The following is a 26,381-nucleotide window of genomic DNA, read 5'->3' on the forward strand; positions in this document are numbered from 1 at the left end:
CCGACAAGTTCCGCATGGAGAACACGGCTTCGGGCGACGCGCCCGAGTCGTGGCTGCTCGACCTGATCCGCCGCACGCATCTGATTCATCGGCTGCTCGTGCCGATGGGCTGGTTCTTCGCGAAGGCCGCGCGCGTACCGTTCCGGCTGCCCGCCGCGCTGACTTCGTCGTTGACGTCCCTCGCGGCGCCGGCTCCGGCGCGCCGCGAAGGCCTGCGCGCGAAGATCGGCGACGTTATCTGGGCCGTCTTCGTGATCGTGCTCACGGTCTACGTGGTCTGGCGCGTGATCGCGTTCGTGCGCACGGGCGTCACGCTCGATGAAGTCGGCCACGTGCTTGTGCTCGGCCTCATCACGCTGTTGCGCGTGCTGCTGCTGATTGCAATTGCCTCGGTGATCTGGGTGCCGCTCGGCGTGCTGATCGGCCTGCGCCCCGCGCTCGCCGAGAAGGTGCAGCCGCTCGCGCAGTTCCTCGCGGCGTTCCCGGCGAACCTGTTGTTCCCGGTGTTCGTGATCGTGATCGTGCGATTCCATCTGAATCCGGACATCTGGCTGTCGCCGCTGATCGTGCTCGGCACGCAGTGGTATATCCTGTTCAACGTGATTGCCGGCGCCACCGCCTATCCGAACGACTACAAGGAAGCGGCGAAGAACTTCCGCATCCGCGGTTGGCAGTGGTGGCGCCAGGCGATGTTGCCGGGCATTTTCCCGTACTACGTCACAGGGGCGATTACGGCGTCGGGCGGCGCATGGAACGCGAGCATCGTGTCCGAGTTCGTGCAGTGGGGCGACACCAAGGTCGCCGCGCACGGTTTGGGCGCGTATATCGCGCAGACGACCGCCGCCGGCGACTATCCGAAGATCATTCTCGGCATTGCTGTCATGTCGCTGTTCGTCACGCTGTTCAACCGCGTGCTCTGGCGTCCCCTCTACACGTACGCCGAGTCCAAGCTGCGGCTCGACTGACCGAATAATCGAAGGCTCGAAGGTAAAGCGATGCAAAACCCCAAGACCCTAGGCACCACCATGAGCACCACGGCGGGCAGCATGCACGCGGACCCGCAGAGCCTCCCGAACCCGCCGCGCGTCGGCGAGGAAATCCTGCGCGTGCAAAACGTGTGCCGGGGCTTCAACAAGACCCAAGGCGAGCTGCTCGTGCTCGACGACGCCAATCTCTCGCTGCGCGAAGGCGAGATCGTCGGGTTGCTCGGCCGCTCCGGCTCGGGCAAGTCCACGCTCCTGCGCATCATCGCGGGGTTGATTTCGCCGACCTCCGGCGAGGTTACCTGGCGCGGCAAGCCGCTCGACGGCCCGGCCGAAGGCGTGGCGATGGTGTTCCAGACCTTCGCGCTGTTCCCGTGGCTCACGGTGCTGCAGAACGTGGAAGCCGGCCTCGAAGCACAGGGCGTGGGCACGCGCGAGCGCCGCGAGCGGGCACTGGCCGCTATCGACCTGATCGGTCTGGACGGCTTCGAAAACGCTTACCCGCGCGAACTCTCGGGCGGCATGCGCCAGCGCGTGGGCTTTGCGCGCGCGCTTGTGGTGGACCCGGCGCTGCTATTGATGGACGAGCCGTTCTCGGCGCTCGACGTGCTGACCGCCGAAACGCTGCGTACCGACTTGCTCGATCTGTGGACACAAGGCCGCATGCCGATCAAGTCGGTGCTGATCGTCACGCACAACATCGAGGAAGCGGTGTTCATGTGCGACCGCATTCTCGTTCTATCGTCCAATCCGGGGCGCGTGGTGGCCGAGATCAAGGTGCCGTTCAAGCATCCGCGCAACCGCCTCGACCCGGCATTCCGCAAGCTCGTCGACGACATCTACGCGAAGATGACCGCGCGCCAGACCGGCGAGGCCACCAGGAAGGGGCTCGAACTCGGCAGCTGGCTGCCGCGCGTGTCGACCAACCTGATGGCTGGTCTGATCGAAACGCTGGCGGCGGCGCCGTATCACGGCCGCGCCGACATGCCGGAAATCGCGCGCTCGCTACATCTCGAAGTGGACGATCTGTTCCCGATCGCCGAAGTGCTCCAGTACCTCGGGTTCGCCGACGTGCGCGAAGGCGATGTGCTGCTCACGCCGCCCGCGCGCGTGTTCGCCGAATTCGGCACGCAGGAGCGCAAGATGATGTTCGCCGAGCATCTGCTGCGCCAGGTGCCGCTCGCGGCGCGCATCAAGAAAGTGCTCAACGAGCGCCCGGGGCACCGCGCGCCGCGCGTGCGCTTCGAGCAGGAGCTGGAGGACTTCCTTTCGGATGGCGCTGCGGAAGAGACGCTCGACACCGTGATCGACTGGGGCCGTTATGGCGAGATCTTCTCGTACAACGACCAGTCGGAGATCTTCAGTCTCGAGGACGTGGAGTCCTGATCGGGCTGGATTGAGGCGCGCTCCACGCGCAATTCAGGCGCGCTTCAAACGAGCTTCAAACGAGCTTCAAGCGCGCTTCAGGCGTTATTGCAGCGTGCCCCAGCGCTCCACGGCCGGCTCGGCCGTCGCCCATTTCCAGCCGCTCTGATCGTGGCAGGTGCTGGCCGTGTACCACTGTTCGGGTGCATCGGCGGCTTCGCCGTCCTGCACCGAGAACACGAATTCCTTGCACAGCGCGAGCGCCGAAGCGAACGCGCGCGTTACGCGCACCTGGCCGTGACCGTTTTCCACCGGCAACTGGTGTTTGATGCGCCAGATGTCCATGCCGCCCACGGGCAGCCGCCCGGCGATTTCCGCGAGCATTTCCTGCTGGTCGGCGTGCATGCTCTTCATGAAGCGGTTGACCGCCTCGTCGGTGGCCGCTTGCACGGCAATACCCACTCCCAGGCCCACCGCTGGATTCACCGTCACGATGCCGGTGGCGGCCGCCGCCGCCGCGCCGCTGGCCGCGCCGATCGACGAGCAGCCGCTCGACGCGAGTGCGACGCTCACGCATAGCGCGGCAAGCGCAACGACACGCGCAGCCGCGCGCGGCATGACGTGCGGGGTGGCGTGCCCTTGCGCAGCGAAGTCGTGCGCCCCGTTCATTGCAGCGCGCCCCAGCGGTCCGTCGCCGGCTCTGCCGAAGCCCATTTCCATGTCTCGCCGTCGCGGCAGACCGAGGCCACATAGAACGCGCTGGAAGCCGCTGCATCCTTGGTCGCGTCCTGATCGACGGAGAACACGATTTCCTTGCAGTCGAGCGCGCCGGTGCTGATCGCGCGGCTTACCGTGACGCGGCCATGCGCATCGTCCTCGATGGGAAACGAATGGGTGATGGACCAGGGCGCCACGCCGCCCACGTCGAGCGGGCCGGCGGCCTTCGCAATGCTGTCCTGGGTGTTGCGGTGTACCACGCGTTCCGAATACTGCACGCCGGCCTTCGCGGCGGCCACGGCGCCGAGACCAATGCCCGTGGCGACCGCCGCGTTGCTCGTCACCTTCGAGGCGATGGCCGCGCCGGCGATGCCTGCGCCCGCCTGTGCGCCCTCGGAGTAGAGCGAGCTGCACGCGGAACAGGCGAGGCTCGCCACGGCGGCGAGCAGCGTGAGCGACACCGTGCGTCGCCAATGGGCACTCGAAGCGAGGGGGCGGGAGCGTGCCGCGATGGCCGAAGGCGCGATTCGCGGAACCGACGTTGGCGCATTGCACGCCAGAGCACTTCGTTCTTGCATGTCATTTCCCTGCCACTTGCGGCTGGAAGCTGCCCGGCGCGGGCCTCCAGCACGTTTTGGTGCTGCGGATTGTGCAGGATGGCCTATACAAAGGGGATAGGGAAAGTGCAAGAAATTGCAAAACGTCGTGCGTGGTTTGTCGCGACATGCTTGCGCGCACCACCATCGTGTGCGTTTTGAATCGATATGCGCGTGCTGGCGTGTGCGTATCGATTTGAACGTTCAGCGCGAGTCGCCCATGCCGCTATCGCTTGCGCCTTCGTCGGGCGTGCTGATGTCGCTGTCCTCGGCGCCGTAGCTGCCGAGCCGGTTGTAGAGCGTCTTCAGACTCACGCCGAGCGTGCGTGCCGCGAGACGTTTGTCGCCGCCGCAGTACTTGAGCGTGCCGAGGATGATCTGCTTTTGTGCGTCGGCGAGCGGCGTGCCGATCCATACGCTCATCGCATCGCCTTGGGTGACGGGCTTCTTCACGCGCGGCACGAGTTGCGGATGGGCGATCTCGACCGTCTTCTCCGCCAGGATGAACGCGCGGTACACGGCGTTCTTCAGCTCGCGCACGTTGCCGGGCCACGACCAGTTGCGCACGGTCTCGAGCGCGCGCTTGCTGAAGACCTTTTGCGTGCCGCCTTCCTCATTGAGCTCGGTGAGAAAGAACTGGGCGAGCAGTTCGCGGTCGCGTTCGCGCTCGCGCAGCGGCGGCGCGCGCAGCGGAAACACGGCGAGGCGATACATCAGGTCCTCGCGCAGCGCGTTCTCTTTTACGGCAGCCACCGGATCGCGATTGGTGGCCGCGATGATGCGCACGTCGCCGCGAATCGCCTCGTTGCTGCCGACCGGGTAGTACTCGCCGGTTTCGAGCGCGCGCAGCAGCTTGACCTGATGCAGCAGCGACATCTCGGTGACTTCGTCGAGAAACAGCGTGCCGCCGCGCGCGTGCTCGAAGTGGCCGTCGCGGGCCTGCACGGCGCCCGTGAAGCTGCCTTTCTCGTGGCCGAACAGTTCGGCTTCGATCAGATCGTCGGGAATCGCGCCGCAGTTCACGGCGATGAACGGGCCGTCGCGGCGGGTGCTTTGTGCGTGGATCGTGCGCGCCACGAGTTCCTTGCCCGTGCCCGATTCGCCCACGATCAGCGCGGTGGCGTCGGTGAGCGCCACGCGTTCGATCTGCCCGTAAAGCTCCTGCATGATCGCCGACGAGCCGTACAGCAAACCGTACGACTGCAAGCCTGCAACACGCGAGCCGGCCGGGTCGCTGCGGCGCGTGTCGTTGCCCTTCTCGTTGCGCCCTTCGGCGCGCTCATCGTCTCGTTCGGCGGCGGGCAAGCCCGGCTCGATTGACGCCATGGCGTATTCGTCCTGCAAATTGGGGTGTGCGGCCAGAAGCCGGAAAGCGCTCGCGATGCCATTCGTAGCGGCACGGCGCGTGGGCGAGGCCCGGGAGCGGCGGGCCGCCATCGCGGGTTATACCGCAGGTCGTCCCGACCCGCTGTCCTGACAGGCCGTCCTGACAGGCTGTCCAGGACTCACGCGGACGATGCCGCGCCGACGGCCCCGGAATCTCCATCTCGTAAACATTTAACCACTGCCGCGCCTTGCAGGGCAATGGACCCGGCCTTAAGGCATGTCTCATGCTGTGCAACTCCGAGCGGCGCGGTGCGTCTACGCTATAGCAGGCGCGTGTCCTGCATGGCGCCTCGGCAGTGCAGCCGGAACTGTTCCGAACCTGCAACGCTCGCGACGAAATTGGGAGAATGCGACATGGCGAGAAGCAAGCCTGGACTGATTGGAACCCTGTTTGCAGTGGGGGCGCTGGGCGCGACGGCCGGGATGCTGGCGTTGCGCTGGGCGCAACGGCATCGCATGCAGCGGCAGAGTTTCTATCGCGATTTGAGCCGCTGGGAAGGCGAGGGCGGCGCGTTAATGGAGAACGGTGCTGGCGTGCCGGAGGTGGCCGCCTCGGACAGTGGCGCGAACGTGGCCGACCCGATCAAAGCCGCTCGCACGGTGAGCAAAACGGCGCGCGAGAGCGCCAACGGCATGCCGGGCGGCGAACCGGGCTCTGCCTGGCCGTTTCCGCACGGAAGCGGCGACCCGGTCACGCGACACTGAAGCCGTGTGCCAGCGCGAGCGGCGCGGCACGCGCCGTTGTGTGCGGCAGTGCACCGACAAACGCGCGCAAGCCTATCTCGATTAAGTCTATAATGGTCATATCCACAACAATCGAGGTTCGGGTTGCGTGCTGGCCGCGGTATTGTTGCGTGAGCGCAGCTAAAACCGCTCAATCGCCGTCTTGAGCGCCCCCGACCGTTTCGTACTCCCCTGCAGCACGACAGCATGCGCCGCGACGTTTGCGGCGCCGGCTCACGCTGCCTCGCGGCCCGTGCTTGCCGCGCCGCTGCGTCTGTCGCGCATGGGAGCCACTCATCTTTCAGGGCTGACGAGACGCGATGCCACATGTATTGATTGTCGATGACGATGCGCAAACCCGCGAAGCACTCGCCGCCGTGGTGGCCGAAGACGGACTCACCACCGCGCAGGCCGGCGACCTGCGCGAGGCGCGCATCCAACTGATCCGGCAGATGCCGGATGTCGTCTTCACCGACCTGAAGCTGCCCGACGGCAGCGGCACGGATCTGTTCCAGGACCTCGACCCGCGCTCGGGCGTGGAACTCGTTGTCATCACCGGTCACGCGAGTGTGGAAACGGCGGTCGATGCGCTCAAGTCGGGCGCCATCGACTATCTGGTCAAGCCGATCAACCTTCAGCGCGTGAAGGCGATCCTCAACCGCCTGCCGCGCGCGGGCGACCTCAAGGCCGAGATCGGCACGCTGCGCGGCGAGCTGCGCCGTATGGGGCGCTTCGGTCTCATGATGGGCAATTCGCCGGCGATGCAGGAGGTCTATGACCAGATCGGCCGCGTCGCGCCCACGCCCGCGTCCGTGATGCTCGTGGGCGAGTCCGGCACGGGCAAGGAAGTGGCGGCCCAGACCATCCATCAGTTGAGCCTGCGCCGCAAGCACGAATTCCTCGCCGTGAATTGCGGCGCGATCTCGCCGAACCTGATCGAGTCGGAGATGTTCGGCCACGAGCGTGGCTCGTTCACGGGCGCGGATCGTCAGCACAAGGGTTATTTCGAGCGCGCGAACGGCGGCACGCTGTTTCTCGACGAAATCACCGAAATGCCAATCGAGCTTCAGGTGAAGCTGCTGCGCGTGCTGGAGACCGGCATGTTCATGCGCGTGGGCACGACCAAGGAGATCGAGACCGACGTGCGCCTGATCGCGGCGACCAACCGCGACCCGGAGCAGGCCGTTGAGGAGGGCAAGCTGCGGCTCGACCTCTATCACCGCCTGAATGTGTTTCCGATCAGCCTGCCGCCGCTGCGCGAGCGCGGCAAGGACGTGGAACTGCTCGCTCAGGCGTTCCTCGACGAGCTCAACGAGCGTCACGGCACGAAGAAGCAGTTCCCGGCGGCCGTGCGCGAGACGCTGGCCGGCTACCCGTGGCCGGGCAATGTGCGGGAACTGAAGAACTACGTGCAACGCGCGCACATCATGGCCGGCGCTGAAGGCGAACTCACGGCCGCTGTGCCGCTGCAGATCTCGATTTCGAAGCCCGTGGCGGGCACGGCGGTGACGATTCCGTTCGGCACTTCGCTTGCCGATGCCGACCGCCAGTTGATTCTCGCAACGCTTGAACAGTGCGGCGGCGTGAAGACACGCGCGGCGGAGATTCTCGGCATCAGCCTGAAGACGCTTTATAACCGGCTCGTCGAGTACGGCAACGAGAGCGGCAAGGGCGACGCGCCCGCGCGCGCTGCGGGCGGTGGCTGAGCGCCTGCACCTGGTGACGGCCGTGTGCGTCCGTGCGCGCGGGTCTGCACGGGTACGTGCGCTGGCATGTGGTTTGTGACTTGCTCTGTGTAACCTCACGAGGAGCAACCGATGTTGACCTGCCGATTTCCCGATCTTCCGCGCATGCCGCCCTCGCTTGCGCATACCCCGCAGCCCGACGATCCCCCGCCCGGCGAACCCGATGCGCCCGACGCGCCGCCCATCGGCGATCCGCCACCCGAGCCCGACGAAGGGCCGCGCGCCGATGGACCGCCACGTCAAGTTCGCTGACGCTCGTGTTTTTTATGTACGGGTTACAAACGCTTCGCCATTTTTACCGGCATTTTCACGCGACGGCCCCTAGACTGTAAGCACACCGCCGCCTCGCCGCGGGTTCGCGGCCGAGGTTACAGGAGGCATCGACATGAGACATCCCGCCATGCGCCGTTCGGCCCGCTACACGGGCAAGCGCGGCCCGCGCGACGCCGGGGACAAGAGCAGCGATCCCGCTGCCAATCTGGCTTCCGGCACCATGCACGATCCCGCCGGGCAGAATCGCCCAGCGCCCGGCGTGCCACCCGATGGCGAATACAACCAGGGCGGCGCGCGCGCGGAGGGGCTCGACTATCAGCGCGATCTGGGGTCCGAGCAGGACGCCTGATTGGCCGGGGTCGCTGGGCGCGCGTGGGGCGTCCAGCGCCTCGCGACATCCCGCCTGACACTGCGCCGGAAACGGCTTATTAAGCGCGTGATGGGACCGGTTCAGTCCGGGCCGTCGCACAGCTGCGGCTCGCGCTTGCCGCGCGAGCCCGATATCGCCCGGATTCGCACTTGGGATCAGGGGAGGCACGACTCTTGCATGAGTTGTCGATGCACCGTCCCCCGGACCCAACGAAACAGGAGGTACACCCGTAATGGGCAGACTGATCGTGGTATCGAATCGCGTTGCACCGACACAGGAAGGGCGTCCCGCAGCCGGAGGGCTGGCGGTCGGCGTTCTCGACGCGCTGAAGGAAACCGGCGGAGTCTGGTTCGGTTGGAGCGGCGAGACCGTGACGGAGCAGGCGGCCCCGGTCATCGAGCAGCAGGGCAGCGTCACGTACGCCACGGTCGGCCTCACCCGACGCGACTACGACCAGTACTACAAAGGTTTCTCGAATACGACGCTCTGGCCCACCTTCCATTATCGCAACGACCTCGCGCGCTACGAGCGCCAGGAATACAGCGGCTATCTGCGCGTGAACGCGACGCTCGCGCGCCAGCTGCGGCCGCTGCTCCAGCCCGACGACATCATCTGGGTGCACGACTACCACCTGATTCCGTTCGCGCGCAGCCTGCGCGAGCTCGGTGTGAAGAACCCGATCGGCTTTTTCCTGCATATTCCCCTGCCGGTGCCGGAAGTGATGCGCTCGGTGCCGCCGCACGAGGAGCTGATGCGCTTCATGTGCGACTACGACGTGGTGGGCCTCCAGACCGACGCCGACCGCCAGGCGTTCCTCGACTACGTCGAGCGCGGCGGCCATGGCACGTCGAGCGAGGACGGCATGGTCCACGCATGGGACCGCTTCCTGAAGGTGGGCACCTACCCGATCGGCATCTATCCCGAGGCGATCGCGAAGTCCGCCGAGCAGTTCACCGACCGCAAGCCGGTGAAGAGCCTGCGCGACGCGATGCGCGGGCGCAAGCTCATCATGAGCGTCGACCGGCTCGATTATTCGAAGGGGCTCGCCGAGCGCTTCCAGGCGTTCGAGCGCATGCTGCTGAACGGCCCGGGCTGGCATGGCCGCGTCTCGCTCCTGCAGATCGCGCCGCCCACGCGCTCCGACGTGCAGACCTATCAGGCGATCCGCCGCAATCTCGAAGGCGAGGCGGGCCGCATCAATGGTCGTTTCGCGCAGCTCGACTGGACGCCGATCCAGTACCTGAACCGCAAGTACGAGCGCGATCTGCTGATGGCGCTGTTCCGCCAGGCGCAGGTGGGCTACGTGGCGCCGTTGCGCGACGGCATGAATCTGGTTGCGAAGGAGTACGTGGCATCGCAGAACCCCGATGATCCGGGCGTGCTGGTGCTTTCGCAGTTCGCGGGCGCGGCCGAGCAGTTGCCGGGCGCGCTTGTCGTGAATCCTTACGATCTGAACCAGACTGCCGAGGCGCTCGAGCGCGCGCTCTCGATGCCGCACGCGGAGCGCCGGTCGCGCTACGAGGACATGATGGCTTTGCTGCGCGAGAACAATCTTTCGGTGTGGCGCGACACCTTCCTCGCCGACTTGCGCAGCGTGGCGACGGCGGCTTCCATCACCGCGAAGGCGCGCAGCGCCGCGCCCGTGATAGCGGCTACGACGAGCAAGGCGAACTGAGCGCGCCGACGGTGAGCATGGCGATTCGGGCACGGTCGGGCGCCGTGCTCGATGTCCCGCTGGCTTTCATCGGCAGCCGGCGTTTTCAGGCCCGCTGCGCACTCGCCTGGCCGTAGGGCGTGGGTGTTTGGGTCGGGTCGAAGTCTGCCCAGTGGCCGCCGTTCCATTGCCCCGAGGCGCGTTCGAGATCATCGGCGCCGGCCTCGCGCAAAACTTCCGCAGCCGTTGCCTGATTCTCGGCGCTCACATGCACCGCGAGCAGCACGCCCGACTGGCGCGCTTCACGATGCACGCGCTCCTCGTGCTCGGCCCGGCGCTGCCAGCCCGCGCCGATGCGCGCGCCCAGCCACGCGCCCACGACCGCCGCGATCACGGTGGACGGCAGCGACGCCATGAGCAGCGCGCCGAACAGCGAGATGCCCACCACGGCGCCTGCAACCGCGCCCATGACGAGATTGCGTCGGTGATGCGGCGGCCCGACGTCGACGTGCACGGGATGCGGTGTGTGGCGCGCGTGCATGCCGCGCGGATTGACGAAAAACAGGTTGACGTCTTCTTCGATGAAGCCGCGCGCGAACAGCTTTTCGGCCACGGCTTCGGCGGCGGGGAAGGTCGTGAACCGGCCAGCGACGATCAGAGACATGGGAATTCCCCCTTTGCAAGGTTGACTCGCCTTGGGAGCGGCGCCGGGCCGTCGGCGGATGCCGGGGGCCGGACGCCATGGATTCATGTTAGTGCATGTTCGCGCGTGTTACTGACCCACGGCGGGCGTGCCGCGCCCCGGCACGAGCCGCAGCACGCTCACGACCGCCGCGAGGGCCGCGAAAGCGGTTGCCACATAGAGCGCCACGGTCGGCCCATGCTGCGGTGCGACACCGAAGATCAGCGCGACCAGCGCCGCGCCGAGCGTCTGGCCGGTGAGCCGCGCCGTGCCGAGCATGCCGCTCGCGCCGCCGCTGCGCTCGCGCGGCGCGGCAGAGAGAATCTGCCGGTTGTTGGGCGACTGGAAAATGCCGAAGCCCGCGCCGCACAACGCCATGCGCCAACTGATCTCGACGATGGTGGGCTGCGCGTGCAGCGTCGCGAGCGAGGCCAGCGAGACGAGCCCCAGCGCGAACAGCGCGAGCCCCACGCCGCCGAGCATGCCGGCCGGGTAGCGGTCGGAGAGCACGCCCGAGAGCGGCGCCGCGCCGATGATCACGAGCGGCCAGGGCGTCATGAGCAGGCCCGTCTGCACCTGCGAAAAACCGAAGGTCTCCTGCAGCAGGAACGGCAGCGCGACGAACGCGAGCATCTGCGCGCAGAACGAGCAGATCGAGGTGCCGATCGACAGCGCGAACACCGGATTGGCGAGCAGGTCGACGGGCAGCAGCGGTGCGGGCTGCGTGAGCTGGCGCCGCACGAAGAACCAGCCGACCACGATCGCCCCCGCGAATTCGAGCACGACCCACGCGCGGCCCTCGCCATGGCCGAGGCCATCGACAGCGAAGATCAGAAGCCCGAACACGAGGGCGTTGAGCACGGCGCTCAGCAGGTCGTAGGGCGCGGGGTGCCGTTCGTTGACGGGCAGCGCGCGCAGGCCCAGCACGAGCGCGGCGATACCGATCGGCACATTGATCGCGAACAGCGACGGCCACGAAGCGATGGCGAGCACGCCCGAGGCAAGCGTTGGGCCGACCGCCGAGGCGATCGCTACCACCATCGCATTGATGGCGATGCCGCGCCCGAGCTGCGCGCGCGGATAAATCATGCGCACGAGCGCGGTGTTCACGCTCATGATGCCGGCGCCGCCGAAGCCCTGCACCGTGCGTGCGAACGCGAGCTCGGGCAGCGAGGTCGCGAGCGCGCAGCCTAGCGAGGCGATTGTGAAGAGCGCCATGCCCCACAGATAGACGCGCCGGTAGCCGATGCGGTCGCCGAGCGAGGCGAGCGGCAGCAGCGAGATCGTCACCGAGAGCTGATACGAGTTGACGATCCAGATCGAGCTCGCGGGGCTCGCATTGAGGTGGTGCGCGATGGTCGGCAGCGCGACGTTGGCGATCGCGCCGTCGAGCACCGCGAGCGTGATGCCGAGCGCGACCACGAGGATCGCGTAATAGCGCTGCGGGAAGGGCAGCCCGGTCTCGAGGTCGTCGGAGGGATCGACGGGGTTGGCGGGATCGGCGCGCGAGGCGGCAAGCGTGGATGTGGGCATTGATGAGAAGGGCGGCGCGCGTCAAGCCTGCCGAGCGCCGCCGGGTGTGTTCGCTGGGTGTGTCCGTTGTGGTGCGCCTGGATGTACTGCATGCGGCCCGGCGCACGCGAGCCGCGATGACTTCAGCTTTACTTCAGCTCGTAGAGCCCGACCCAGGTGGTCGAGTCCATTTCGTTCAGGTGCGTCATGAAGCGGGCGACTGCGTTGGTGGTCTCCGGCGTGACCGGCAATTGCGCGACCTTCAGCGCATGAATGCGGAAGATGTAGCGGTGCGGCTTGTCTCCGCGCGGCGGCGCGGCGCCCCCGAAGCCGACCGTGCCGTAGTCGTTGCGCACCTGCACCGCGCCTTGCGGCAACAGGCTGCCATCGGCCTTGCCCGCGTTGAGCGCGAGCGAGCGCACGTCGGCCGGGATGTTGACGACCACCCAATGCCAGAAGCCGCTGCCCGTGGGCGCGTCCGGGTCGTAGAGCGTGAGCGCGAAGCTTTGCGTGTCGGCGGGCGGCGCGTCCCATTGCAAGGAGGGCGAAACATTGTCGCCATCGACGCCGAAGGCCCGATCGTCGAATTCCTGCGCCTTTGGCATGAAGCCGTTACTCGGAAAGTCATCGGACCAGAGTCGAAAATCAGCCATCGGTTGCCTCCTTCTCGTTCAATTCTGAAATGGATGCGCTGGGCGTCATACGTCGGGCGCCGCGCTGCCGGGAGCGTCGGCGGACGGTCCAGTTTATCACTGCGTGGCGTGGCGCTATGGCCGTGTGTCGGGCGTGTTTTAGCCGTGAGCGGGGCTCAGGCCCGCGCCTCGAACCAGCTGCTCGCGGGGTCTTCGAGCCAGAGCGCGAGCCGCTCGACGACCGCCTGCGGATCCTGTGTCGCGCCGCGTAGCGCGCATTCCCAGATCACGGCCACGCGCCAGCCCTGGGCCGCGAGCGCGGCGAGGGCTTTGGCGTCGTGGGTGCGGTTGCGCGCGATCTTGGCGCGCCAGAATTCCGGCCGCGTGGCCGGCCACTTGAAGAGCGCGCATTGATGCCCGTGCCAGAAGCAGCCATGCACGAACACCACGGCGCGATAACGGGGCAACACGATGTCGGGGCGCCCGGGCAGCTCGCGCACGTCGAGCCGAAAGCGAAAGCCGCGCCGGTGCAGCAGGCTGCGCACCAGCATTTCGGGCTTCGTGTTGCGTGCGCGGATGCCCGACATCATCCGGCTGCGCGTGGCGGTGTCGACGACGTCGACCATGGCGCGCCTGTTTCGGTTCGCCCGGGCCGGCGCTCAGGCCGGCGCGGTCGCGGGTTGGGACGCGGCCGGCGAGACGGGAGGCGATGCCGGCGACGAATCAGCGGACCCAGCCGCCGCGCGCGCCAGCGCCGCATCGAGATGCGGCATCATCGTGCGCGCCACTTCGCGCATCACCGGCATCACGACGCTATTGCCGAATTGCCGGTACGCCTGGGTGTCGCTCACCGGAATGCGGAAGGTGTCGGGAAAGCCCATCAGGCGCGCGCACTCGCGCGGCGTGAGGCGGCGCGGACGCAGGCCTTCGCCCTGATGCACGAGGATCTCGCTGCCATCCTTGTGATAGCGCGCGGAGAGCGTGCGCGTGACGCTTCCCGCAAACGCGAGGCCGTAGCCGAAGCCGTTGCCGGCTGCGCGGTGCTTTTCCGCGTATTGCTGCAGATAGGCCCAGAGCCCTGGCGTGAGGGTGTATTTCGGCTGGACCTGGCGCGCCGTGTGGTCGAAGAAGCGCTCTCCGTCCCATGGCAGGACGGGCTCGCTGCCGTCGGTGCGGTGCAGGATCGAACCGAGGCGCGGACCCTCCTCGGGCAGGCTGAGCGCATCCCACGTGAATGGTGTGGGCTCGCGAAAGCCGACGATGATGATGCGTTCGCGATGCTGCGGCGTGAAATGGCGCCCGTCAATCACACGGTAGTGGACGTCGTAGCCGAGTTCGTCGCGCAGTACTTGCAGGATCACGTCGAAGGTGCGGCCGTGATCGTGCGAAAGGAGATTCTTGACGTTCTCGAGCAGGAAGGCGGCGGGCCGTTTCTCGGCGATGATGCGAGCGACGTCGAAGAACAGCGTGCCTTGCGTCGTGCACTCGAAACCGTGCGGACGGCCAAGCGCGTTCTTCTTCGAAACGCCCGCGATCGAGAACGGCTGGCATGGAAATCCCGCGAGCAGCACGTCGTGGTCTGGCACCTCGGCGGCGGGAAATTCGACGATGTCACCCACGAACGCATGGCCTTCACCATCCGTCTGCGCGTAGTTTTCCAGATAGGTTTTCTTCGAGAACGGATTCCACTCGCTTGTCATGACGCAGGTGCCGCCGTGCGCCTCGAAGCCCTTGCGAATGCCGCCGATGCCCGCGAACAGATCGACGAAGCGAAAGCGCGCGGCGCGCCGAGTGGGCGATTTCGCGTTGGAGCCAGAGCCCGTTTCGGCGCTATGCAAAAGCTCGCGCAATGCGGCGTCGAGCATAGCGGGGCAAGGCGTCTCGCCTTTTTCCCACCGGCGCACGGTCTTGACGTCTTTGCCGACGTGGGCGGCGATCTGCTGCTGCGTGAAGCGCTGGCGTGCCTGCTGGAGCAGGTCTCGCGAATGGGCCGGGTGCACGAAGTCCTCTCTGGGTATTTTAGCGGACATTATGTCCGATGGACGACCCTGACACCAGGACTTCCGCGCGTGGCGGACTAGAGACTAAACGCGACTAGTGGCGGCCAGCACCGTTGCCGACGGCGCGCTTCGCAGTGGCCGCCACCGCCGCCGATGCGACGTTCAGTTCGTGCAGTGCGATCTGGAGCAGCAGGCTGTCGATATCGGCGAGCTGGCCTTTATTGACATGGCCGGTGTCGAGCAGCCGGTGCAGGCGCGTGCGCCAGTAGGATGGGGAGAGGATCGGACCGCCGAGGTCGCCCGAGAGCGAAAGCGGCATGACGCGCCGAATATGGGCGATATCCTGATCGAGGAGACCCGACATCAAGTGGCCGGGCGGGCGGGAGCGTAGCGTGTCCATGCCCGGTGATTACGACAGTTCCGGCCCAGGCTTTAGGGCCGGACGGCCCCATGTTTACCCGCAGTCGGACGTGGCTGCGGGCAGGCGGCTTATTCGGCCGGCGTGTCGGGCGTGTCAGGCGTGGGCGAGGGCCCTTGCGCAGCGGCTTCGAGGAAGCGGCGTGTGGCGTCGAACGAATTGAGCATCTGCTCGGGCCAGGGCGTTTGCAGCATCACGGCCTGATGATTCTCGAACGCCGACGACAGCAGCTTGACGAGTTCCGGCGAGCTCAGATGACGCAGCAGGACGCTCACGGCGATGGCGCTTGCCTGGCTGGCACCTGCGGTTTGCAGTTCGGAATGGGTGAGGGCGGCGAGTTGCTTGTTGATGTCCATGCGGGATCTGCCTGGAGTGAGGATGTTGCGAGTGTTGCGAGGTGGGCACGGGTGAGCGGCGAGGCGGGGATGGGTGCGGTCGGCTGGTCCCCCTGGCAGGAATCGAACCTGCATCTAGCGCTTAGGAGGCACTTGTTCTATCCATTGAACTACAGGGAGCCGTCAAATCCGCTGCGGGGAGCACGAATCCCCACTCCGCTGGATCGCCATGTTTCCCAAGTCACCCGTCATGGCGCGGAGTCTGTGCAGGCGCAAGAGTATAACAAACGCTACACACCTCGAAAACGTCGTCCCGCGCTATTCGCCGTGCGCCACTAGGCGTGCCCGTCAGAACTCCACGGCCACGAAGTCGGCCTTGCCCACGTCGCACAGCGGGCAGCGCCAGTCGTCGGGGATATCCGCGAAGCGCGTGCCTGCCGCGATGCCTTCGTCGGGCAGACCGTCTTCTTCGTTATAGACCCAGCCGCAGATCAGGCAGACCCAGCTCTTGTATTCGATCACTTCGCTCACAACACACACCTTTTCGTTCGGGTTCGACGCGGTTTTGCACGCCGGTTTTGTCCACCGCTCTTTGTCCACCGCTTTGTCCACCATATGGCCCCGTGAACCCCCGTATCGCTTGCCGGGGCGGGGTGGTCGGCGACCCGCGATGTTACCGGAAACGACGCACCCGCGCCGCGGGGCGTGGTTCTTGCGGTGTATGCTGGGACGCGGGCGCATCGCGCCGCAACCCACTGATCACCCCACCGAGCAATCCCACAGGAGCGAACAATGACCAGAAGGACATGGCTGGCCGGCGCAGCGCTGATGGCTTCGACGACGGCACTCGTCGCGATGAGCAGCGTCGCGCGCGCCGAGGGCGTCTACTTCGTCGAGCCCAAGAACGACGCGACGGTGAGCAACCCGGTGCACGTGAAATTCGGTATCGATGGCATGACGGTTGCGCCCGCCGGCACGACCACGCCCAACACCGGGCACCACCATCTGCTGATCGACGGCGCGGCGCTCCCGCAAGGCACGGTCGTGCCGGCCAACGAGAAGTCGATCCACTACGGCAAAGGCCAGACCGAAGCCGACGTCACGCTGCCGCCCGGCGACCACACGCTCACGGCGCAATTCGCCAACGGCGCGCATCAGTCGTATGGCCCCGAGTGGAGCCAGACGATCACGGTTCATGTGAAGTAGGCCACGCGGGCGGCTACGTCCGCGAACCTCGCCGCAACGGGGCCAGCGCGGTGCCTCCATGTGCCCAGCGCGCGCCCCGGTACAATACGCGCTTGCTCTCCAACGCAGGCAACGCTCTCCATTCATGTCGCTTTACACCATTACCGGCGCGCAACTCGCGTTCGGCCACGTCGCGCTGCTCGATCACGCGGACTTTTCGCTCGAAGCCGGCGAGCGCGTCGGGCTGATCGGACGCAATGGCGCGGGCAAGTCGTCGCTGCTCAAGATCGTCGCCGACCTCGCCAGACCCGATGACGGCCTCGTCACGCGCCAGCAGGATCTCTCGACCGTCTACGTGCCGCAGGAGCCCGACTTCGACGCCGATGCCACCGTGTTCGACACCGTCGCCTCGGGGCTCGCGGGCGTGCGCACGCTGCTCGACGAATTCGACGTAGTGGCTCACAAGCTGGCGGACACGCCCGAAGGCGCGGAACACGATGCGCTGCTCGCGCGCATGAATGCGCTGCAATCGTCGCTCGATCACGCCGACGCCTGGAACTGGCGCACGCGCGTCGCGACCACGCTCGCGCAGATCGGCCTCGAAGGCGACGTCCGCGTGGGCGCGCTCTCGGGCGGCATGCAAAAGCGCGTGGCGCTTGCGCGCGCGCTTGTCGTGCAGCCCGACGTGCTGCTGCTCGACGAACCGACCAACCACCTCGACTTCGACGGCATCCGCTGGCTCGAAGAACTGCTCGTCGCGCAGCGTTCGAGCCTGCTTTTCATTACCCACGACCGCGCGTTCCTCGACCGCGTGGCCACGCGCATCGTCGAGCTCGACCGCGGCAAGCTGCTCTCGTATCCGGGCAACTTCTCGCAGTACCAAGAGCGCAAGGCGCAGCAGCTCGAAGTCGAGCGCGTGGAAAACGAGAAGTTCGACAAGCTGCTCGCGCAGGAAGAAGTGTGGATCCGCAAGGGCGTGGAGGCGCGCCGCACGCGCAGCGTCGGGCGCATCGCGCGGCTCGTGCAGATGCGCAATGAGCGCGCCGAGCGCCGCAACGTGCAGGGCAACGTGAAGCTCGACGTTGCGCAGGGCGAGAAGTCCGGCAAGATCGTCGCCGAACTCACCGATGTCGTGAAGCGCTATGGCGATCGCACGATCGTCGATAACTTCACGGGCACCGTGATGCGCGGCGACAAGATCGGCTTCATCGGTCCGAACGGCGCGGGCAAGACCACGCTGTTGAAGCTGATCCTCGGGGAGCTCAAGCCCGATACGGGCACCGTGCGCGTGGGCACGAACCCCCAGGTGGCGTACTTCGACCAGATGCGCGCGCGGCTCGACCTTGAAAAGAGTCTCGCCGACACCATCAGCCCGGGCAGCGACTGGGTCGAGATCAACGGCGCGAAGAAGCACGTGATGAGCTATCTGGGCGACTTCCTGTTCGCGCCCGAGCGCGCGCGCTCGCCCGTGAAGTCGCTGTCGGGCGGTGAGCGCAACCGCCTGCTGCTCGCGCGTCTCTTTGCGCGCCCGGCGAACGTGCTGGTGCTCGACGAGCCGACCAACGACCTCGACATCCCCACGCTCGAACTGCTCGAAGAACTGCTGACCGATTATGACGGCACGGTGCTGCTCGTGAGCCACGACCGCGCGTTTCTCGACAACGTGGTGACTTCGGTGATCGCGTCGGAGGGCGAGGGGCGCTGGCGCGAGTACGTGGGCGGCTTCACCGACTGGCAGACCCAGAGCGCCCGCGCGCAGGAGATTGCCGAGGCGCGTGCGCCCAAGGAAGCGGCGCCTGCCGCTGCCGCGCCGAAGGACAGCGCGGCGGGCCGCAATGCGCAGCGCACCGTGAAGCTGTCGTTCAAGGAACAGCGCGAGCTCGAGGAGCTACCCAAGCGCATCGAAGCGCTGGAGGTCGAGCAGAAGACCATCGGCGCGAAGATCGAGGACGGCTCGATTTTCGCGAAGGATGCGCAGGAGGGTGCGCGGCTGACCGAGCGCTATGCGGCGATCGACGAGGAATTGCTTGTTGCGCTGGAGCGGTGGGAGGAGTTGGAGAGCAAGCGCAAGTGAGGTGATGCGAGAGAAGGCGGCCTGAGGGCCGCTTTTTTCTTTGCCGGGCAGTTATCGTGCACTCATCCGTTCGGCTAGCCACCTCCTTCCAAATTGCCGCGCAAGCCCAAATCAGTACAATACCTCGCGAATTCGAACAACTGCGGGAGCGACTGCGCGAGCGCGCGCCAGCCCGGCGAGGTTTGCACCGGCTTGACCAGGTGGTGTGCAGCGCGCTCACCCCGTTGTTTCGACACGGTTTTTTTGAACACTCAACGCGTTTTCCCCGCAGATGTCCACAGGACCTGTGGACAAGCGCGCGGACAACCCCCTGCGGATCACCATGGCAACGAAGAAGTCAAACGCTGCAAACGCTGGATATAGCGAAGCGTCGATCAAGGTGCTCAAGGGCCTCGAGCCCGTCCGGCAACGGCCGGGCATGTACACGCGCACCGAGAATCCGCTGCACATCATCCAGGAAGTCATCGACAACGCGTCCGACGAGGCGCTCGGCGGCTTCGGCAAGCACATCACCGTCACGCTGCACGCGGACCATTCCGTCTCCGTCGACGACGACGGCCGCGGCATTCCGTTCGGCTTGCACCCCGAAGAGCAGGTGCCCGTCGTCGAAATCGTGTTCACGCGCCTGCATGCGGGCGGCAAGTTCGACAAGGCCGCCGGCGGCGCCTACACGTTCTCGGGCGGCCTGCACGGCGTGGGCGTTTCGGTCACCAACGCGCTTTCGACGCGTCTGGACGTGACCGTCTGGCGCGACGGCAAGGTCGCCGAAATCGGCTTTGCGGACGGCAACGTCGTCAAGCCCCTCGCCACGCGCAACGCCGCGCGCGACGAGAAGAAGACCGGCACGCGCGTGACCGCCTGGCCCGATCCGAAATATTTCGATTCGGCCAATCTGCCGCTCGGCGAACTGCAGCGCCTGCTGCGCTCGAAGGCGGTGCTGCTGCCCGGCGTCGAGGTCGAGCTCATCAACGAGAAGACCGGCGAGCGCCTCTCGTGGAAGTACGAAGACGGTCTGCGCGGCTATCTGCTCGAAGGCATGGGCGGCAGCGAGCTGCTGATTCCGCTCTTCGAAGGCGAGCGCTACGCCGACGCCCGCACCACCGACGACACGTTCGCCGAAGGCGAGGGCGCCGCGTGGGTGGTCGCGTGGAGCGAGGAAGGCACGCTCACGCGCGAGTCCTACGTCAACCTGATTCCGACGCCCGCGGGCGGCACGCACGAAAGCGGCTTGCGCGATGGCCTCTTTCAGGCTGTGAAGAGCTTCGTCGAGCTGCACAATCTGCAGCCCAAGGGCGTGAAACTGTTGCCCGAAGACGTGTTTGCGCGCGTCTCGTTCGTGCTCTCGGCCAAGGTGCTCGACCCGCAGTTCCAGGGGCAGATCAAGGAGCGCCTCAATAGCCGCGACGCCGTGAAGCTCGTGTCGTCGTTCTCGCGTCCCGCGCTCGAACTGTGGCTCAACCAGCACGTCGAGCACGGCAAGAAGCTCGCCGATCTCGTCATCAAGCAGGCTCAGGCGCGCACGCGCGCGGGCCAGAAGGTGGAAAAGCGCAAGAGCTCGGGCGTGGCTGTGCTGCCCGGCAAGCTCACCGACTGCGAGTCGACCGATATCGCGCGCAACGAACTCTTCCTCGTCGAGGGCGATTCGGCGGGCGGCTCCGCGAAGATGGGCCGCGACAAGGAATACCAGGCCATCCTGCCGCTGCGCGGCAAGGTGCTCAACACGTGGGAGACCGAGCGCGACCGTCTGTTCGCGAACAACGAGGTGCACGACATCTCGGTGGCGATCGGCGTCGATCCGCACAGCCCCGACGACACCGTCGATCTCTCGAACCTGCGCTACGGCAAGATCTGCATTCTCTCGGACGCGGACGTCGACGGCTCGCACATCCAGGTCTTGCTGCTCACGCTGTTCTTCAAGCATTTCCCGCAGCTGATCGAGCGCGGCCACGTGTGCGTGGCGCGCCCGCCGCTGTTCCGCGTCGATGCGCCCGCGCGCGGCAAGAAGCCCGCGCAGAAGCTCTACGCGCTCGACGAAGGCGAGCTCGAAGCGATTCTCGACAAGCTGCGCAAGGACGGCGTGCGCGAAACGCAATGGACCATCAGCCGCTTCAAGGGCCTCGGCGAAATGAGCGCCGAGCAGCTCTGGGACACGACGATGAACCCCGACACGCGGCGCCTGTCGCCCATCTCGCTCGGCGAGCTCGACTACGAAGCCACCGTCGCGCGCATGACGATGCTGATGGGCAAGGGCGAGGCGGCTTCGCGCCGCTCGTGGCTCGAAGAGAAGGGCAACGAGGTCGAAGCGGATATCTGACGCGCACACGAATACGGAACGATTGAAACATGGACGATCTTTTTGCTGAAGTCACTGACACCGGCGCCCCGGACGGCGACACGCTCACGCTCGGCCACTACGCGGAACGCGCCTACCTCGACTACGCGGTGAGCGTGGTGAAGGGCCGCGCGCTGCCCGACGTTTGCGACGGCCAGAAGCCGGTGCAGCGACGCATTCTGTTCGCGATGAACGAGATGGGCTTGGGCGACAACGCCAAGCCTGTGAAGTCGGCGCGCGTGGTGGGCGACGTGCTCGGCAAGTACCACCCGCACGGCGACCAGTCGGCGTACGACGCGCTCGTGCGTCTCGCGCAAGACTTTTCGATGCGCTATCCGCTCATCGATGGCCAGGGCAATTTCGGCTCGCGCGACGGTGACGGCGCGGCGGCCATGCGCTACACCGAAGCGCGCCTCACGCCTATCGCCAAGCTGCTGCTCGACGAAATCGACATGGGCACCGTCGATTTCATGCCGAACTACGATGGCTCGTTCCAGGAGCCGAAGACCTTGCCCGCGCGCCTGCCGATGCTGCTGCTCAACGGCGCATCGGGCATCGCGGTCGGTCTCGCCACGGAAATCCCCTCGCACAATCTGCGCGAAGTCGCGGCGGCGGCGGTGGCCATGATCCGGAATCCGAAGCTTTCGCATGCCGAGATCATGGAGAAGATTCCCGGGCCCGATTTCCCGGGCGGCGGCCAGATCATTTCGAGCGACGCGGAAATCGCGGCGGCTTATGAGTCGGGCCGCGGCAGTCTCAAGGTGCGCGCGCGCTGGAAGATCGAGGACCTCGCGCGCGGCCAGTGGCAGCTCGTGGTGACCGAACTGCCGCCGAACACCTCGGGCCAAAAGGTGCTCGAGGAGATCGAAGAACTCACGAACCCAAAGCTCAAGCTCGGCAAGAAGACGCTCACGCCCGAGCAGTTGCAGAGCAAGCAGACCATGCTCGCGCTGCTCGACGCCGTGCGCGACGAGTCGGGCAAGGACGCGCCGGTGCGCCTCGTGTTCGAGCCGAAGACGAGCAAGATCGATCAGGGCGAATTCGTCAATTCGCTGCTCGCCAATACGAGCCTCGAATCGAACGCGTCGCTCAATCTCGTGATGATCGGCGCCGATGGCCGTCCGCGCCAGAAGGGCATCAGCGAGATCCTCGGCGAGTGGATTGGCTTCCGCTTCGTGACGGTCACGCGCCGCACGCAGCATCGCCTCACCAAAGTCGACGACCGCATCCACATCCTCGAAGGGCGGATGATCGTCTTCCTCAATATCGACGAGGTGATCCGCATCATCCGCGAGTCGGACGAGCCCAAGAGCGCGCTGATGAGCGCGTTCGGGCTCTCCGAGCGCCAGGCTGAGGACATTCTCGAAATCCGTCTGCGTCAGTTGGCGCGGCTGGAAAAGATCAAGATCGAGAAGGAACTCGCCGAACTGCGCGAAGAGAAAGCGAAGCTCGAAGAACTGCTCGCGAACGAGTCGTCGATGAAGCGGCTCATCGTGAAGGAGATCGAGGCCGACGCCAAGCAGTATGGCGACGACCGCCGCACGCTGATCCAGCAGGAAAAGCGCGCGAGCTTCGAAGTGCGCGTGGTGGACGAGCCGGTCACGGTGGTGGTGTCGCAGAAGGGCTGGGTGCGTGCGCTCAAGGGCCACGGGCTCGACCAGCAAGGCTTCACGTTCAAGGCCGGCGACGGGCTTTATGCGGCATTCCAGTGCCGCACGCCCGACACGCTCATCGCGTGGGGCAGCAAGGGGCGCGTCTACTCGGTGTCGATCGCGCAACTGCCGGGCGGCCGCGGCGACGGCGTGCCGGTCACCTCGCTCATCGAGCTCGAAGCGGGCACGCATCTGCTCCATTACTTCGCGGCTAGCGCGGACCAGCAACTGTTGCTCGCGTCGAGCAACGGCTTTGGCTTCATCGCGAAGATCGGCGACCTCGTGAGCCGCGTGAAGGCCGGCAAGGCGTTCATGACGATCGACGAGGGCTGCGTGCCGCTCGCGCCGATGCCGATGTTGCCCAATGCGATCCAGGTGGCGTGCCTTTCGTCGGGCGGACGTCTGCTCGTGTTCGGCCTCGACGAGATGAAGACGCTCTCGGGCGGCGGGCGCGGCGTCACGCTGATGCAGCTCGACGAGAAGGAGACGCTCGTGCGGGCGCTCGCGATCACGGCGGCGGGCGTGGTGCTCGAAGGCACGGGCCGCGGCGGCAAGGCGGGCGAGGATCAGATGGCGGGCGCGGTGCTCGCGCCGCAGATCGGCAAGCGCGCGCGCAAGGGCCGTGCGCCGGATTCGAGGCTCAAGGTCATCACGGGCATGCGTCCAGTGCTTGCGCAATAACTTCTACCTACAAGGAATCTCAAGCATGGCTCACGCGATCGAAATCGCGCTCTTTCTGCATCTGTTGAGCGTTGCCATCTGGGTCGGCGGCATGGTGTTCGCCCACTTCTGCCTGCGTCCGGCACTAGAAGACCTCTCGCCGCAATTGCGGCTGCCGCTCATCGAGTCGGTGTTCGGCCGCTTCTTCAACTGGGTGGGCATCTCCGTGATCGTGATCCTGCTCACGGGCGGCTTTTTGCTGATGCAATTCGGCGGCGGTCACGCCACCTGGCAACTGCATGCCATGGCGGGCCTCGGCGTGATCATGATGCTGATCTTTGGCCATATCCGCTTCGCGGTGTTTCCGCGCATCCGCCGTGCGGTGCAGGCGCAGAAGTGGCCCGACGGCGCGCGCGCCGTGGGCACCGTGCGCCGGCTCGTGATCGTCAATCTCGTGCTGGGCGTCGTGACGATCGGCGTCGCCGTGATGTCGCGCGGGTTCTGAGCGCCCCCAGACCTGCCGCTTCGCGTCAGGCCCCCCGAGGGGGCAAGAAAACTTGGGGCGGCCCGGCGTTTTCTTGAGAGCTTTCGGGCTATCCCACGCTCGCGGCGCGCGCGCTTTATAGCCGCTCCGCGAGCGCATGGCGCTGCATGCAGCGCTCCATCGCGTCGAAGAACGCTTTCTCGGCCGCATTCTGTTTGCGGTCGCGATGCCACAGCAAGTGGATGTCGACGTCCACGAGCCCTTCCTCCGGCGGCAGCCGCCAAAGGCGCTGCCGCGCCAGATCGTCTTTCACGATGTGCTCGGGCAGGCAGCCGATGCCGTAACCCGCGTAGATGAGCCGCCGCACCTCGTCGAGGCTCGGCGACGACGCCACGATTCTCCCCGTAAAGCCGCGCTGGTCGCGAAACACCGTGAGCGGCGAGAGGCTGTCGCCGATCTGGTCGCTCGTGAACGACACGAAATTCTCCGCGAGCAAATCTTCCATGGTCAGTTGCGAAAGCCCGAATAGCCGGTGGTATCGGCCGCAGAACATCGCGTAGCGCTGGCGCAGGAAGCAGCGCATCTCGAGCTTTTCGACCGGCGTGCGGCACAGGCTCAGGCCCGCGGTCGCGGTCTTTTGCAGCAGCGACGAGATGATGTCCGACGAGCGCATGACTTCGATTTGCAGATCGATGCGCGGATACGCCGAGTGGAATTCGGCAAGGAACTCGTCGTAGACGCGCGACTCGATCCGGCTCACCGTGAGCAGGCGGATCGAACCGGTGATGTCGGCGGTGCGCTCGTCGAGCCCGGTTTCGAGTTGGGACATCGTGCCGTAGATGTCGCTCGCGATGCGATAGACCTCTTCGCCGGCCTGGGTCGGCACGAAATGCGTGCCGCGCCGCTCGATGAGCTTGCGGCCGAGCGCGTCTTCGAGCCGCTTGAGCGCCTGGCTCACGGCCGGCTGGGTCACGTAGAGGCGCGCGGCGGCGCGGCTCAGGCTGCGCTCCTGCATGATCGCGAGATAGGTGCGCAGCAGGTTCCAGTCGAGCCGGTCGTTGAGAAAGCGGGTAGTTTCGGCGCGCATGGGCGGTGTTCTCCTGAGCGGTCGGGGCGCGCTTCGGGGCTCGCCTCCGGTCTTTATATTAGCCAAGCTTATGTGCTGAATAATAACTCGAAATTTGACTAATATTTTCTGACAGGAGATAAAGCTTTCATGCGTATTGCAAGTTCTGCGGCACGTAGCACGCACGACTAAAGCGCCAGGAGACAACCCCATGACCGCATCCACACAACAAGCTTCCGCCCGCCAACCGGTGCGCGCCGCGCTAGCGGCGTTCATCGGCACCATGATCGAGTGGTACGACTTCTACATTTACGCCACGGCCGCTGCGCTGGTGTTCGGCGAACTCTATTTCCCGTCTGAAGACCGCTTCGTGAGCACGATGGCGTCGTTCGCCACCTTCGCGGTCGGCTTCTTCGCGCGCCCGCTGGGCGGCCTGATCTTTGGCCATCTTGGCGACCGCATCGGCCGCAAGAAGGCGCTCATGACCACGCTCATGATGATGGGCGTCGCGACCGTCTGCGTCGGTCTGCTGCCGTCGTACGCGAAGGTGGGCATGCTCGCGCCGGTGCTGCTCGTGCTGCTGCGCGTCGTGCAGGGCGTGGCCGTGGGCGGCGAGTGGGGCGGCGCGGTGCTGATGGCGGGCGAACATGCGCCCGCTGGCCGCCGTAACTTTTTCGCCTCGTTCGCGCAGTTGGGCTCGCCCGCGGGCCTGATCCTCTCGCTGCTGGCGTTCCGCTCGGTCACCTCGCTCGACAAGGCCGACTTCCTCTCGTGGGGCTGGCGTCTGCCGTTCCTCGCGTCGGCGGCTCTGCTCGTGGTGGGCCTCATGATCCGCCTCGGCGTGAACGAGTCGCCCGAGTTCGAGAAGCTCAAGGACCAGCGCCGCACCGCGAAGCTGCCGGTCGCGGAGGTGTTCCGTTCGGCGTGGGGGCTCGTGCTGTTGTGCATCGGCGCGAACACCATCGGCATCGCGGGCGTGTACTTCACCAACACCTTCATGATCGCGTACACGACGCAGTACGTTGGCATCACGCGCTCGCTCATTCTCGACTGCCTGTTCGCGGTGGCGATCATCCAGTTCCTCGCCCAGCCGCTGGCCGCGTGGATCGCGGAGCGCATCGGCGGCGCGCGCTTCCTCAAGTGCGCGGCTCTGGCGGCCATGCTCTCGCCGTACCCGATGTTCGTGCTCGTGCAAAGCGGCAAGGTCGTGCCGATGGTGATCGGCATCGCCATCGCCGTGGTCTGCATGGCGAGCTTCTACTCGGTGATCGCGGGCTTCGTCTCGGGCGTGTTCGCCACGCGCGTGCGCTACTCGGCCATCTCGCTGTCCTACCAGGTTTGCGGCGCTGTGGCGGGCGGACTCACGCCGCTCGTCGGCACCTGGCTCGCGCATCGCTACGTGGGGCAATGGTGGCCGCTGGCGGTGTTCTATACCTGCCTCGCGGGCGTATCGCTCGTCTGCATCATCGCGCTCGACGCGCGCCGGGCCTCGCATGCGCACGACGAAGCGGCTGCCGAAGCGCTCAGTTCACATTGA

Annotated in this window: 25 protein-coding genes, 1 tRNA gene and 1 pseudogene; 14 read left to right on the plus strand and 13 right to left on the minus strand. The window is 66.2% G+C overall.

Features of this window, described 5'->3' with window-relative positions; translation table 11 throughout:
• From HV773_RS37580 to HV773_RS31385, 3 genes and pseudogenes are all read left to right on the plus strand, one after another.
• A pseudogene (locus tag HV773_RS37580) lies at nucleotides 1-153 on the plus strand (ABC transporter permease subunit); the annotation flags it as partial.
• Between the two features lie 296 nt (nucleotides 154-449).
• Nucleotides 450-965: an ABC transporter permease subunit gene (locus HV773_RS37585; RefSeq protein WP_377731197.1), complete on the plus strand. Its 516-nt coding sequence runs from the start codon at nucleotides 450-452 to the stop codon at nucleotides 963-965.
• 30 nt (nucleotides 966-995) lie between these two features.
• The gene (locus tag HV773_RS31385) at nucleotides 996-2,369 is read left to right on the plus strand and encodes an ABC transporter ATP-binding protein (protein WP_377731136.1); all 1,374 of its coding nucleotides are present in this window, start codon (nucleotides 996-998) and stop codon (nucleotides 2,367-2,369) included.
• A gap of 84 nt (nucleotides 2,370-2,453) precedes the next feature.
• On the opposite strand, the gene HV773_RS31390 is transcribed toward HV773_RS31385, so the two are convergent.
• From HV773_RS31390 to HV773_RS31400, 3 genes are all read right to left on the minus strand, one after another.
• Complete coding sequence (locus tag HV773_RS31390; protein ID WP_129563292.1) at nucleotides 2,454-2,966, minus strand: hypothetical protein; 513 nt, start codon at nucleotides 2,964-2,966, stop codon at nucleotides 2,454-2,456.
• 47 nt (nucleotides 2,967-3,013) lie between these two features.
• On the minus strand, nucleotides 3,014-3,526 hold the full coding sequence (locus tag HV773_RS31395; RefSeq protein WP_129561489.1) for a hypothetical protein: 513 nt from the start codon (nucleotides 3,524-3,526) through the stop codon (nucleotides 3,014-3,016).
• A gap of 339 nt (nucleotides 3,527-3,865) precedes the next feature.
• Entirely contained in the window at nucleotides 3,866-4,987 is a 1,122-nt protein-coding gene (locus HV773_RS31400) for a sigma-54 interaction domain-containing protein (protein ID WP_129561490.1), read from the minus strand.
• Between the two features lie 414 nt (nucleotides 4,988-5,401).
• Here HV773_RS31400 and HV773_RS31405 point away from each other — a divergent pair, with 414 nt between their 5' ends.
• The 5 genes from HV773_RS31405 (at nucleotide 5,402) to otsA (ending at nucleotide 9,833) form a co-directional block, all read left to right on the plus strand.
• A complete protein-coding gene (locus HV773_RS31405; protein ID WP_129561491.1) occupies nucleotides 5,402-5,752 on the plus strand; it encodes a hypothetical protein in 351 nt (116 codons plus the stop codon).
• A 338-nt stretch (nucleotides 5,753-6,090) separates the two neighbouring features.
• The gene (locus HV773_RS31410) at nucleotides 6,091-7,476 is read left to right on the plus strand and encodes a sigma-54-dependent transcriptional regulator (RefSeq protein ID WP_129561492.1); all 1,386 of its coding nucleotides are present in this window, start codon (nucleotides 6,091-6,093) and stop codon (nucleotides 7,474-7,476) included.
• 111 nt (nucleotides 7,477-7,587) lie between these two features.
• Complete coding sequence (locus tag HV773_RS31415; RefSeq protein ID WP_129561493.1) at nucleotides 7,588-7,767, plus strand: hypothetical protein; 180 nt, start codon at nucleotides 7,588-7,590, stop codon at nucleotides 7,765-7,767.
• Between the two features lie 133 nt (nucleotides 7,768-7,900).
• Nucleotides 7,901-8,137 (plus strand): hypothetical protein, encoded by a 237-nt coding sequence (locus HV773_RS31420; RefSeq protein WP_129561494.1) that lies wholly within the window; start codon nucleotides 7,901-7,903, stop codon nucleotides 8,135-8,137.
• A 253-nt stretch (nucleotides 8,138-8,390) separates the two neighbouring features.
• Nucleotides 8,391-9,833: an alpha,alpha-trehalose-phosphate synthase (UDP-forming) gene (gene otsA, locus HV773_RS31425; protein ID WP_129561495.1), complete on the plus strand. Its 1,443-nt coding sequence runs from the start codon at nucleotides 8,391-8,393 to the stop codon at nucleotides 9,831-9,833.
• Between the two features lie 85 nt (nucleotides 9,834-9,918).
• On the opposite strand, the gene HV773_RS31430 is transcribed toward otsA, so the two are convergent.
• From HV773_RS31430 to HV773_RS31470, 9 genes are all read right to left on the minus strand, one after another.
• Entirely contained in the window at nucleotides 9,919-10,476 is a 558-nt protein-coding gene (locus HV773_RS31430) for a hypothetical protein (RefSeq protein WP_129561496.1), read from the minus strand.
• 108 nt (nucleotides 10,477-10,584) lie between these two features.
• A complete protein-coding gene (locus HV773_RS31435; protein ID WP_129561497.1) occupies nucleotides 10,585-12,027 on the minus strand; it encodes an MFS transporter in 1,443 nt (480 codons plus the stop codon).
• A gap of 128 nt (nucleotides 12,028-12,155) precedes the next feature.
• Nucleotides 12,156-12,659 (minus strand): YbhB/YbcL family Raf kinase inhibitor-like protein, encoded by a 504-nt coding sequence (locus HV773_RS31440; protein WP_129561498.1) that lies wholly within the window; start codon nucleotides 12,657-12,659, stop codon nucleotides 12,156-12,158.
• A 155-nt stretch (nucleotides 12,660-12,814) separates the two neighbouring features.
• Nucleotides 12,815-13,264, minus strand: a complete 450-nt coding sequence (locus HV773_RS31445) for a very short patch repair endonuclease (protein ID WP_129561499.1) — start codon at nucleotides 13,262-13,264, stop codon at nucleotides 12,815-12,817.
• A 33-nt stretch (nucleotides 13,265-13,297) separates the two neighbouring features.
• Nucleotides 13,298-14,668 carry a DNA (cytosine-5-)-methyltransferase gene (gene dcm / locus HV773_RS31450; RefSeq protein ID WP_129561500.1) on the minus strand — a complete coding sequence of 457 codons (1,371 nt, stop codon included), beginning with the start codon at nucleotides 14,666-14,668 and terminating at the stop codon, nucleotides 13,298-13,300.
• A gap of 64 nt (nucleotides 14,669-14,732) precedes the next feature.
• Complete coding sequence (locus HV773_RS31455) at nucleotides 14,733-15,038, minus strand: hypothetical protein (RefSeq protein ID WP_227875366.1); 306 nt, start codon at nucleotides 15,036-15,038, stop codon at nucleotides 14,733-14,735.
• Between the two features lie 89 nt (nucleotides 15,039-15,127).
• Nucleotides 15,128-15,412, minus strand: coding sequence for a hypothetical protein (locus HV773_RS31460; RefSeq protein WP_129561501.1), 285 nt, complete (start codon nucleotides 15,410-15,412; stop codon nucleotides 15,128-15,130).
• A gap of 84 nt (nucleotides 15,413-15,496) precedes the next feature.
• Nucleotides 15,497-15,571: transfer RNA gene (locus tag HV773_RS31465), tRNA-Arg, on the minus strand.
• A 168-nt stretch (nucleotides 15,572-15,739) separates the two neighbouring features.
• On the minus strand, nucleotides 15,740-15,922 hold the full coding sequence (locus tag HV773_RS31470; protein WP_129561502.1) for a rubredoxin: 183 nt from the start codon (nucleotides 15,920-15,922) through the stop codon (nucleotides 15,740-15,742).
• Between the two features lie 261 nt (nucleotides 15,923-16,183).
• On the opposite strand from HV773_RS31470, the gene HV773_RS31475 reads away from it, so the two are divergent.
• The 5 genes from HV773_RS31475 to HV773_RS31495 all read left to right on the plus strand — a co-directional run bounded on the left by HV773_RS31475 (nucleotide 16,184) and on the right by HV773_RS31495 (nucleotide 23,799).
• Nucleotides 16,184-16,597 (plus strand): DUF4399 domain-containing protein, encoded by a 414-nt coding sequence (locus tag HV773_RS31475; RefSeq protein ID WP_129561503.1) that lies wholly within the window; start codon nucleotides 16,184-16,186, stop codon nucleotides 16,595-16,597.
• A gap of 124 nt (nucleotides 16,598-16,721) precedes the next feature.
• A complete protein-coding gene (locus tag HV773_RS31480) occupies nucleotides 16,722-18,650 on the plus strand; it encodes an ATP-binding cassette domain-containing protein (protein ID WP_129561504.1) in 1,929 nt (642 codons plus the stop codon).
• Nucleotides 18,651-18,972: 322 nt separating this feature from the next.
• Entirely contained in the window at nucleotides 18,973-20,964 is a 1,992-nt protein-coding gene (locus HV773_RS31485) for a DNA topoisomerase IV subunit B (protein WP_129561505.1), read from the plus strand.
• 29 nt (nucleotides 20,965-20,993) lie between these two features.
• On the plus strand, nucleotides 20,994-23,315 hold the full coding sequence (gene parC, locus HV773_RS31490) for a DNA topoisomerase IV subunit A (RefSeq protein ID WP_129561506.1): 2,322 nt from the start codon (nucleotides 20,994-20,996) through the stop codon (nucleotides 23,313-23,315).
• A gap of 25 nt (nucleotides 23,316-23,340) precedes the next feature.
• Nucleotides 23,341-23,799, plus strand: coding sequence for a CopD family protein (locus HV773_RS31495; protein ID WP_129561507.1), 459 nt, complete (start codon nucleotides 23,341-23,343; stop codon nucleotides 23,797-23,799).
• Nucleotides 23,800-23,914: 115 nt separating this feature from the next.
• Here the strand turns inward: HV773_RS31495 and HV773_RS31500 are convergent, their stop codons facing one another.
• Complete coding sequence (locus tag HV773_RS31500; RefSeq protein ID WP_129561508.1) at nucleotides 23,915-24,865, minus strand: LysR family transcriptional regulator; 951 nt, start codon at nucleotides 24,863-24,865, stop codon at nucleotides 23,915-23,917.
• 190 nt (nucleotides 24,866-25,055) lie between these two features.
• Here HV773_RS31500 and HV773_RS31505 point away from each other — a divergent pair, with 190 nt between their 5' ends.
• Nucleotides 25,056-26,381 (plus strand): MFS transporter, encoded by a 1,326-nt coding sequence (locus HV773_RS31505; protein ID WP_129561509.1) that lies wholly within the window; start codon nucleotides 25,056-25,058, stop codon nucleotides 26,379-26,381.

Origin of the sequence: Paraburkholderia caffeinitolerans (genome assembly GCF_902859945.1) — a bacterium.
Classification (GTDB): Bacteria; Pseudomonadota; Gammaproteobacteria; order Burkholderiales; family Burkholderiaceae; genus Paraburkholderia; species Paraburkholderia caffeinitolerans.

Coding starts and splice junctions, on each gene's coding strand:
- HV773_RS31385 (WP_377731136.1), top strand. CDS start 996: ATGCAAAACCCCAAGACCCTAGGCACCACCATGAGCACCACGGCGGGC.
- HV773_RS31390 (WP_129563292.1), bottom strand. CDS start 2,966: ATGCCGCGCGCGGCTGCGCGTGTCGTTGCGCTTGCCGCGCTATGCGTG.
- HV773_RS31400 (WP_129561490.1), bottom strand. CDS start 4,987: ATGGCGTCAATCGAGCCGGGCTTGCCCGCCGCCGAACGAGACGATGAG.
- HV773_RS31405 (WP_129561491.1), top strand. CDS start 5,402: ATGGCGAGAAGCAAGCCTGGACTGATTGGAACCCTGTTTGCAGTGGGG.
- HV773_RS31410 (WP_129561492.1), top strand. CDS start 6,091: ATGCCACATGTATTGATTGTCGATGACGATGCGCAAACCCGCGAAGCA.
- HV773_RS31415 (WP_129561493.1), top strand. CDS start 7,588: ATGTTGACCTGCCGATTTCCCGATCTTCCGCGCATGCCGCCCTCGCTT.
- HV773_RS31420 (WP_129561494.1), top strand. CDS start 7,901: ATGAGACATCCCGCCATGCGCCGTTCGGCCCGCTACACGGGCAAGCGC.
- otsA (WP_129561495.1), top strand. CDS start 8,391: ATGGGCAGACTGATCGTGGTATCGAATCGCGTTGCACCGACACAGGAA.
- HV773_RS31430 (WP_129561496.1), bottom strand. CDS start 10,476: ATGTCTCTGATCGTCGCTGGCCGGTTCACGACCTTCCCCGCCGCCGAA.
- HV773_RS31435 (WP_129561497.1), bottom strand. CDS start 12,027: ATGCCCACATCCACGCTTGCCGCCTCGCGCGCCGATCCCGCCAACCCC.
- HV773_RS31440 (WP_129561498.1), bottom strand. CDS start 12,659: ATGGCTGATTTTCGACTCTGGTCCGATGACTTTCCGAGTAACGGCTTC.
- HV773_RS31445 (WP_129561499.1), bottom strand. CDS start 13,264: ATGGTCGACGTCGTCGACACCGCCACGCGCAGCCGGATGATGTCGGGC.
- dcm (WP_129561500.1), bottom strand. CDS start 14,668: ATGTCCGCTAAAATACCCAGAGAGGACTTCGTGCACCCGGCCCATTCG.
- HV773_RS31455 (WP_227875366.1), bottom strand. CDS start 15,038: ATGGACACGCTACGCTCCCGCCCGCCCGGCCACTTGATGTCGGGTCTC.
- HV773_RS31460 (WP_129561501.1), bottom strand. CDS start 15,412: ATGGACATCAACAAGCAACTCGCCGCCCTCACCCATTCCGAACTGCAA.
- HV773_RS31475 (WP_129561503.1), top strand. CDS start 16,184: ATGACCAGAAGGACATGGCTGGCCGGCGCAGCGCTGATGGCTTCGACG.
- HV773_RS31480 (WP_129561504.1), top strand. CDS start 16,722: ATGTCGCTTTACACCATTACCGGCGCGCAACTCGCGTTCGGCCACGTC.
- HV773_RS31485 (WP_129561505.1), top strand. CDS start 18,973: ATGGCAACGAAGAAGTCAAACGCTGCAAACGCTGGATATAGCGAAGCG.
- parC (WP_129561506.1), top strand. CDS start 20,994: ATGGACGATCTTTTTGCTGAAGTCACTGACACCGGCGCCCCGGACGGC.
- HV773_RS31495 (WP_129561507.1), top strand. CDS start 23,341: ATGGCTCACGCGATCGAAATCGCGCTCTTTCTGCATCTGTTGAGCGTT.
- HV773_RS31500 (WP_129561508.1), bottom strand. CDS start 24,865: ATGCGCGCCGAAACTACCCGCTTTCTCAACGACCGGCTCGACTGGAAC.
- HV773_RS31505 (WP_129561509.1), top strand. CDS start 25,056: ATGACCGCATCCACACAACAAGCTTCCGCCCGCCAACCGGTGCGCGCC.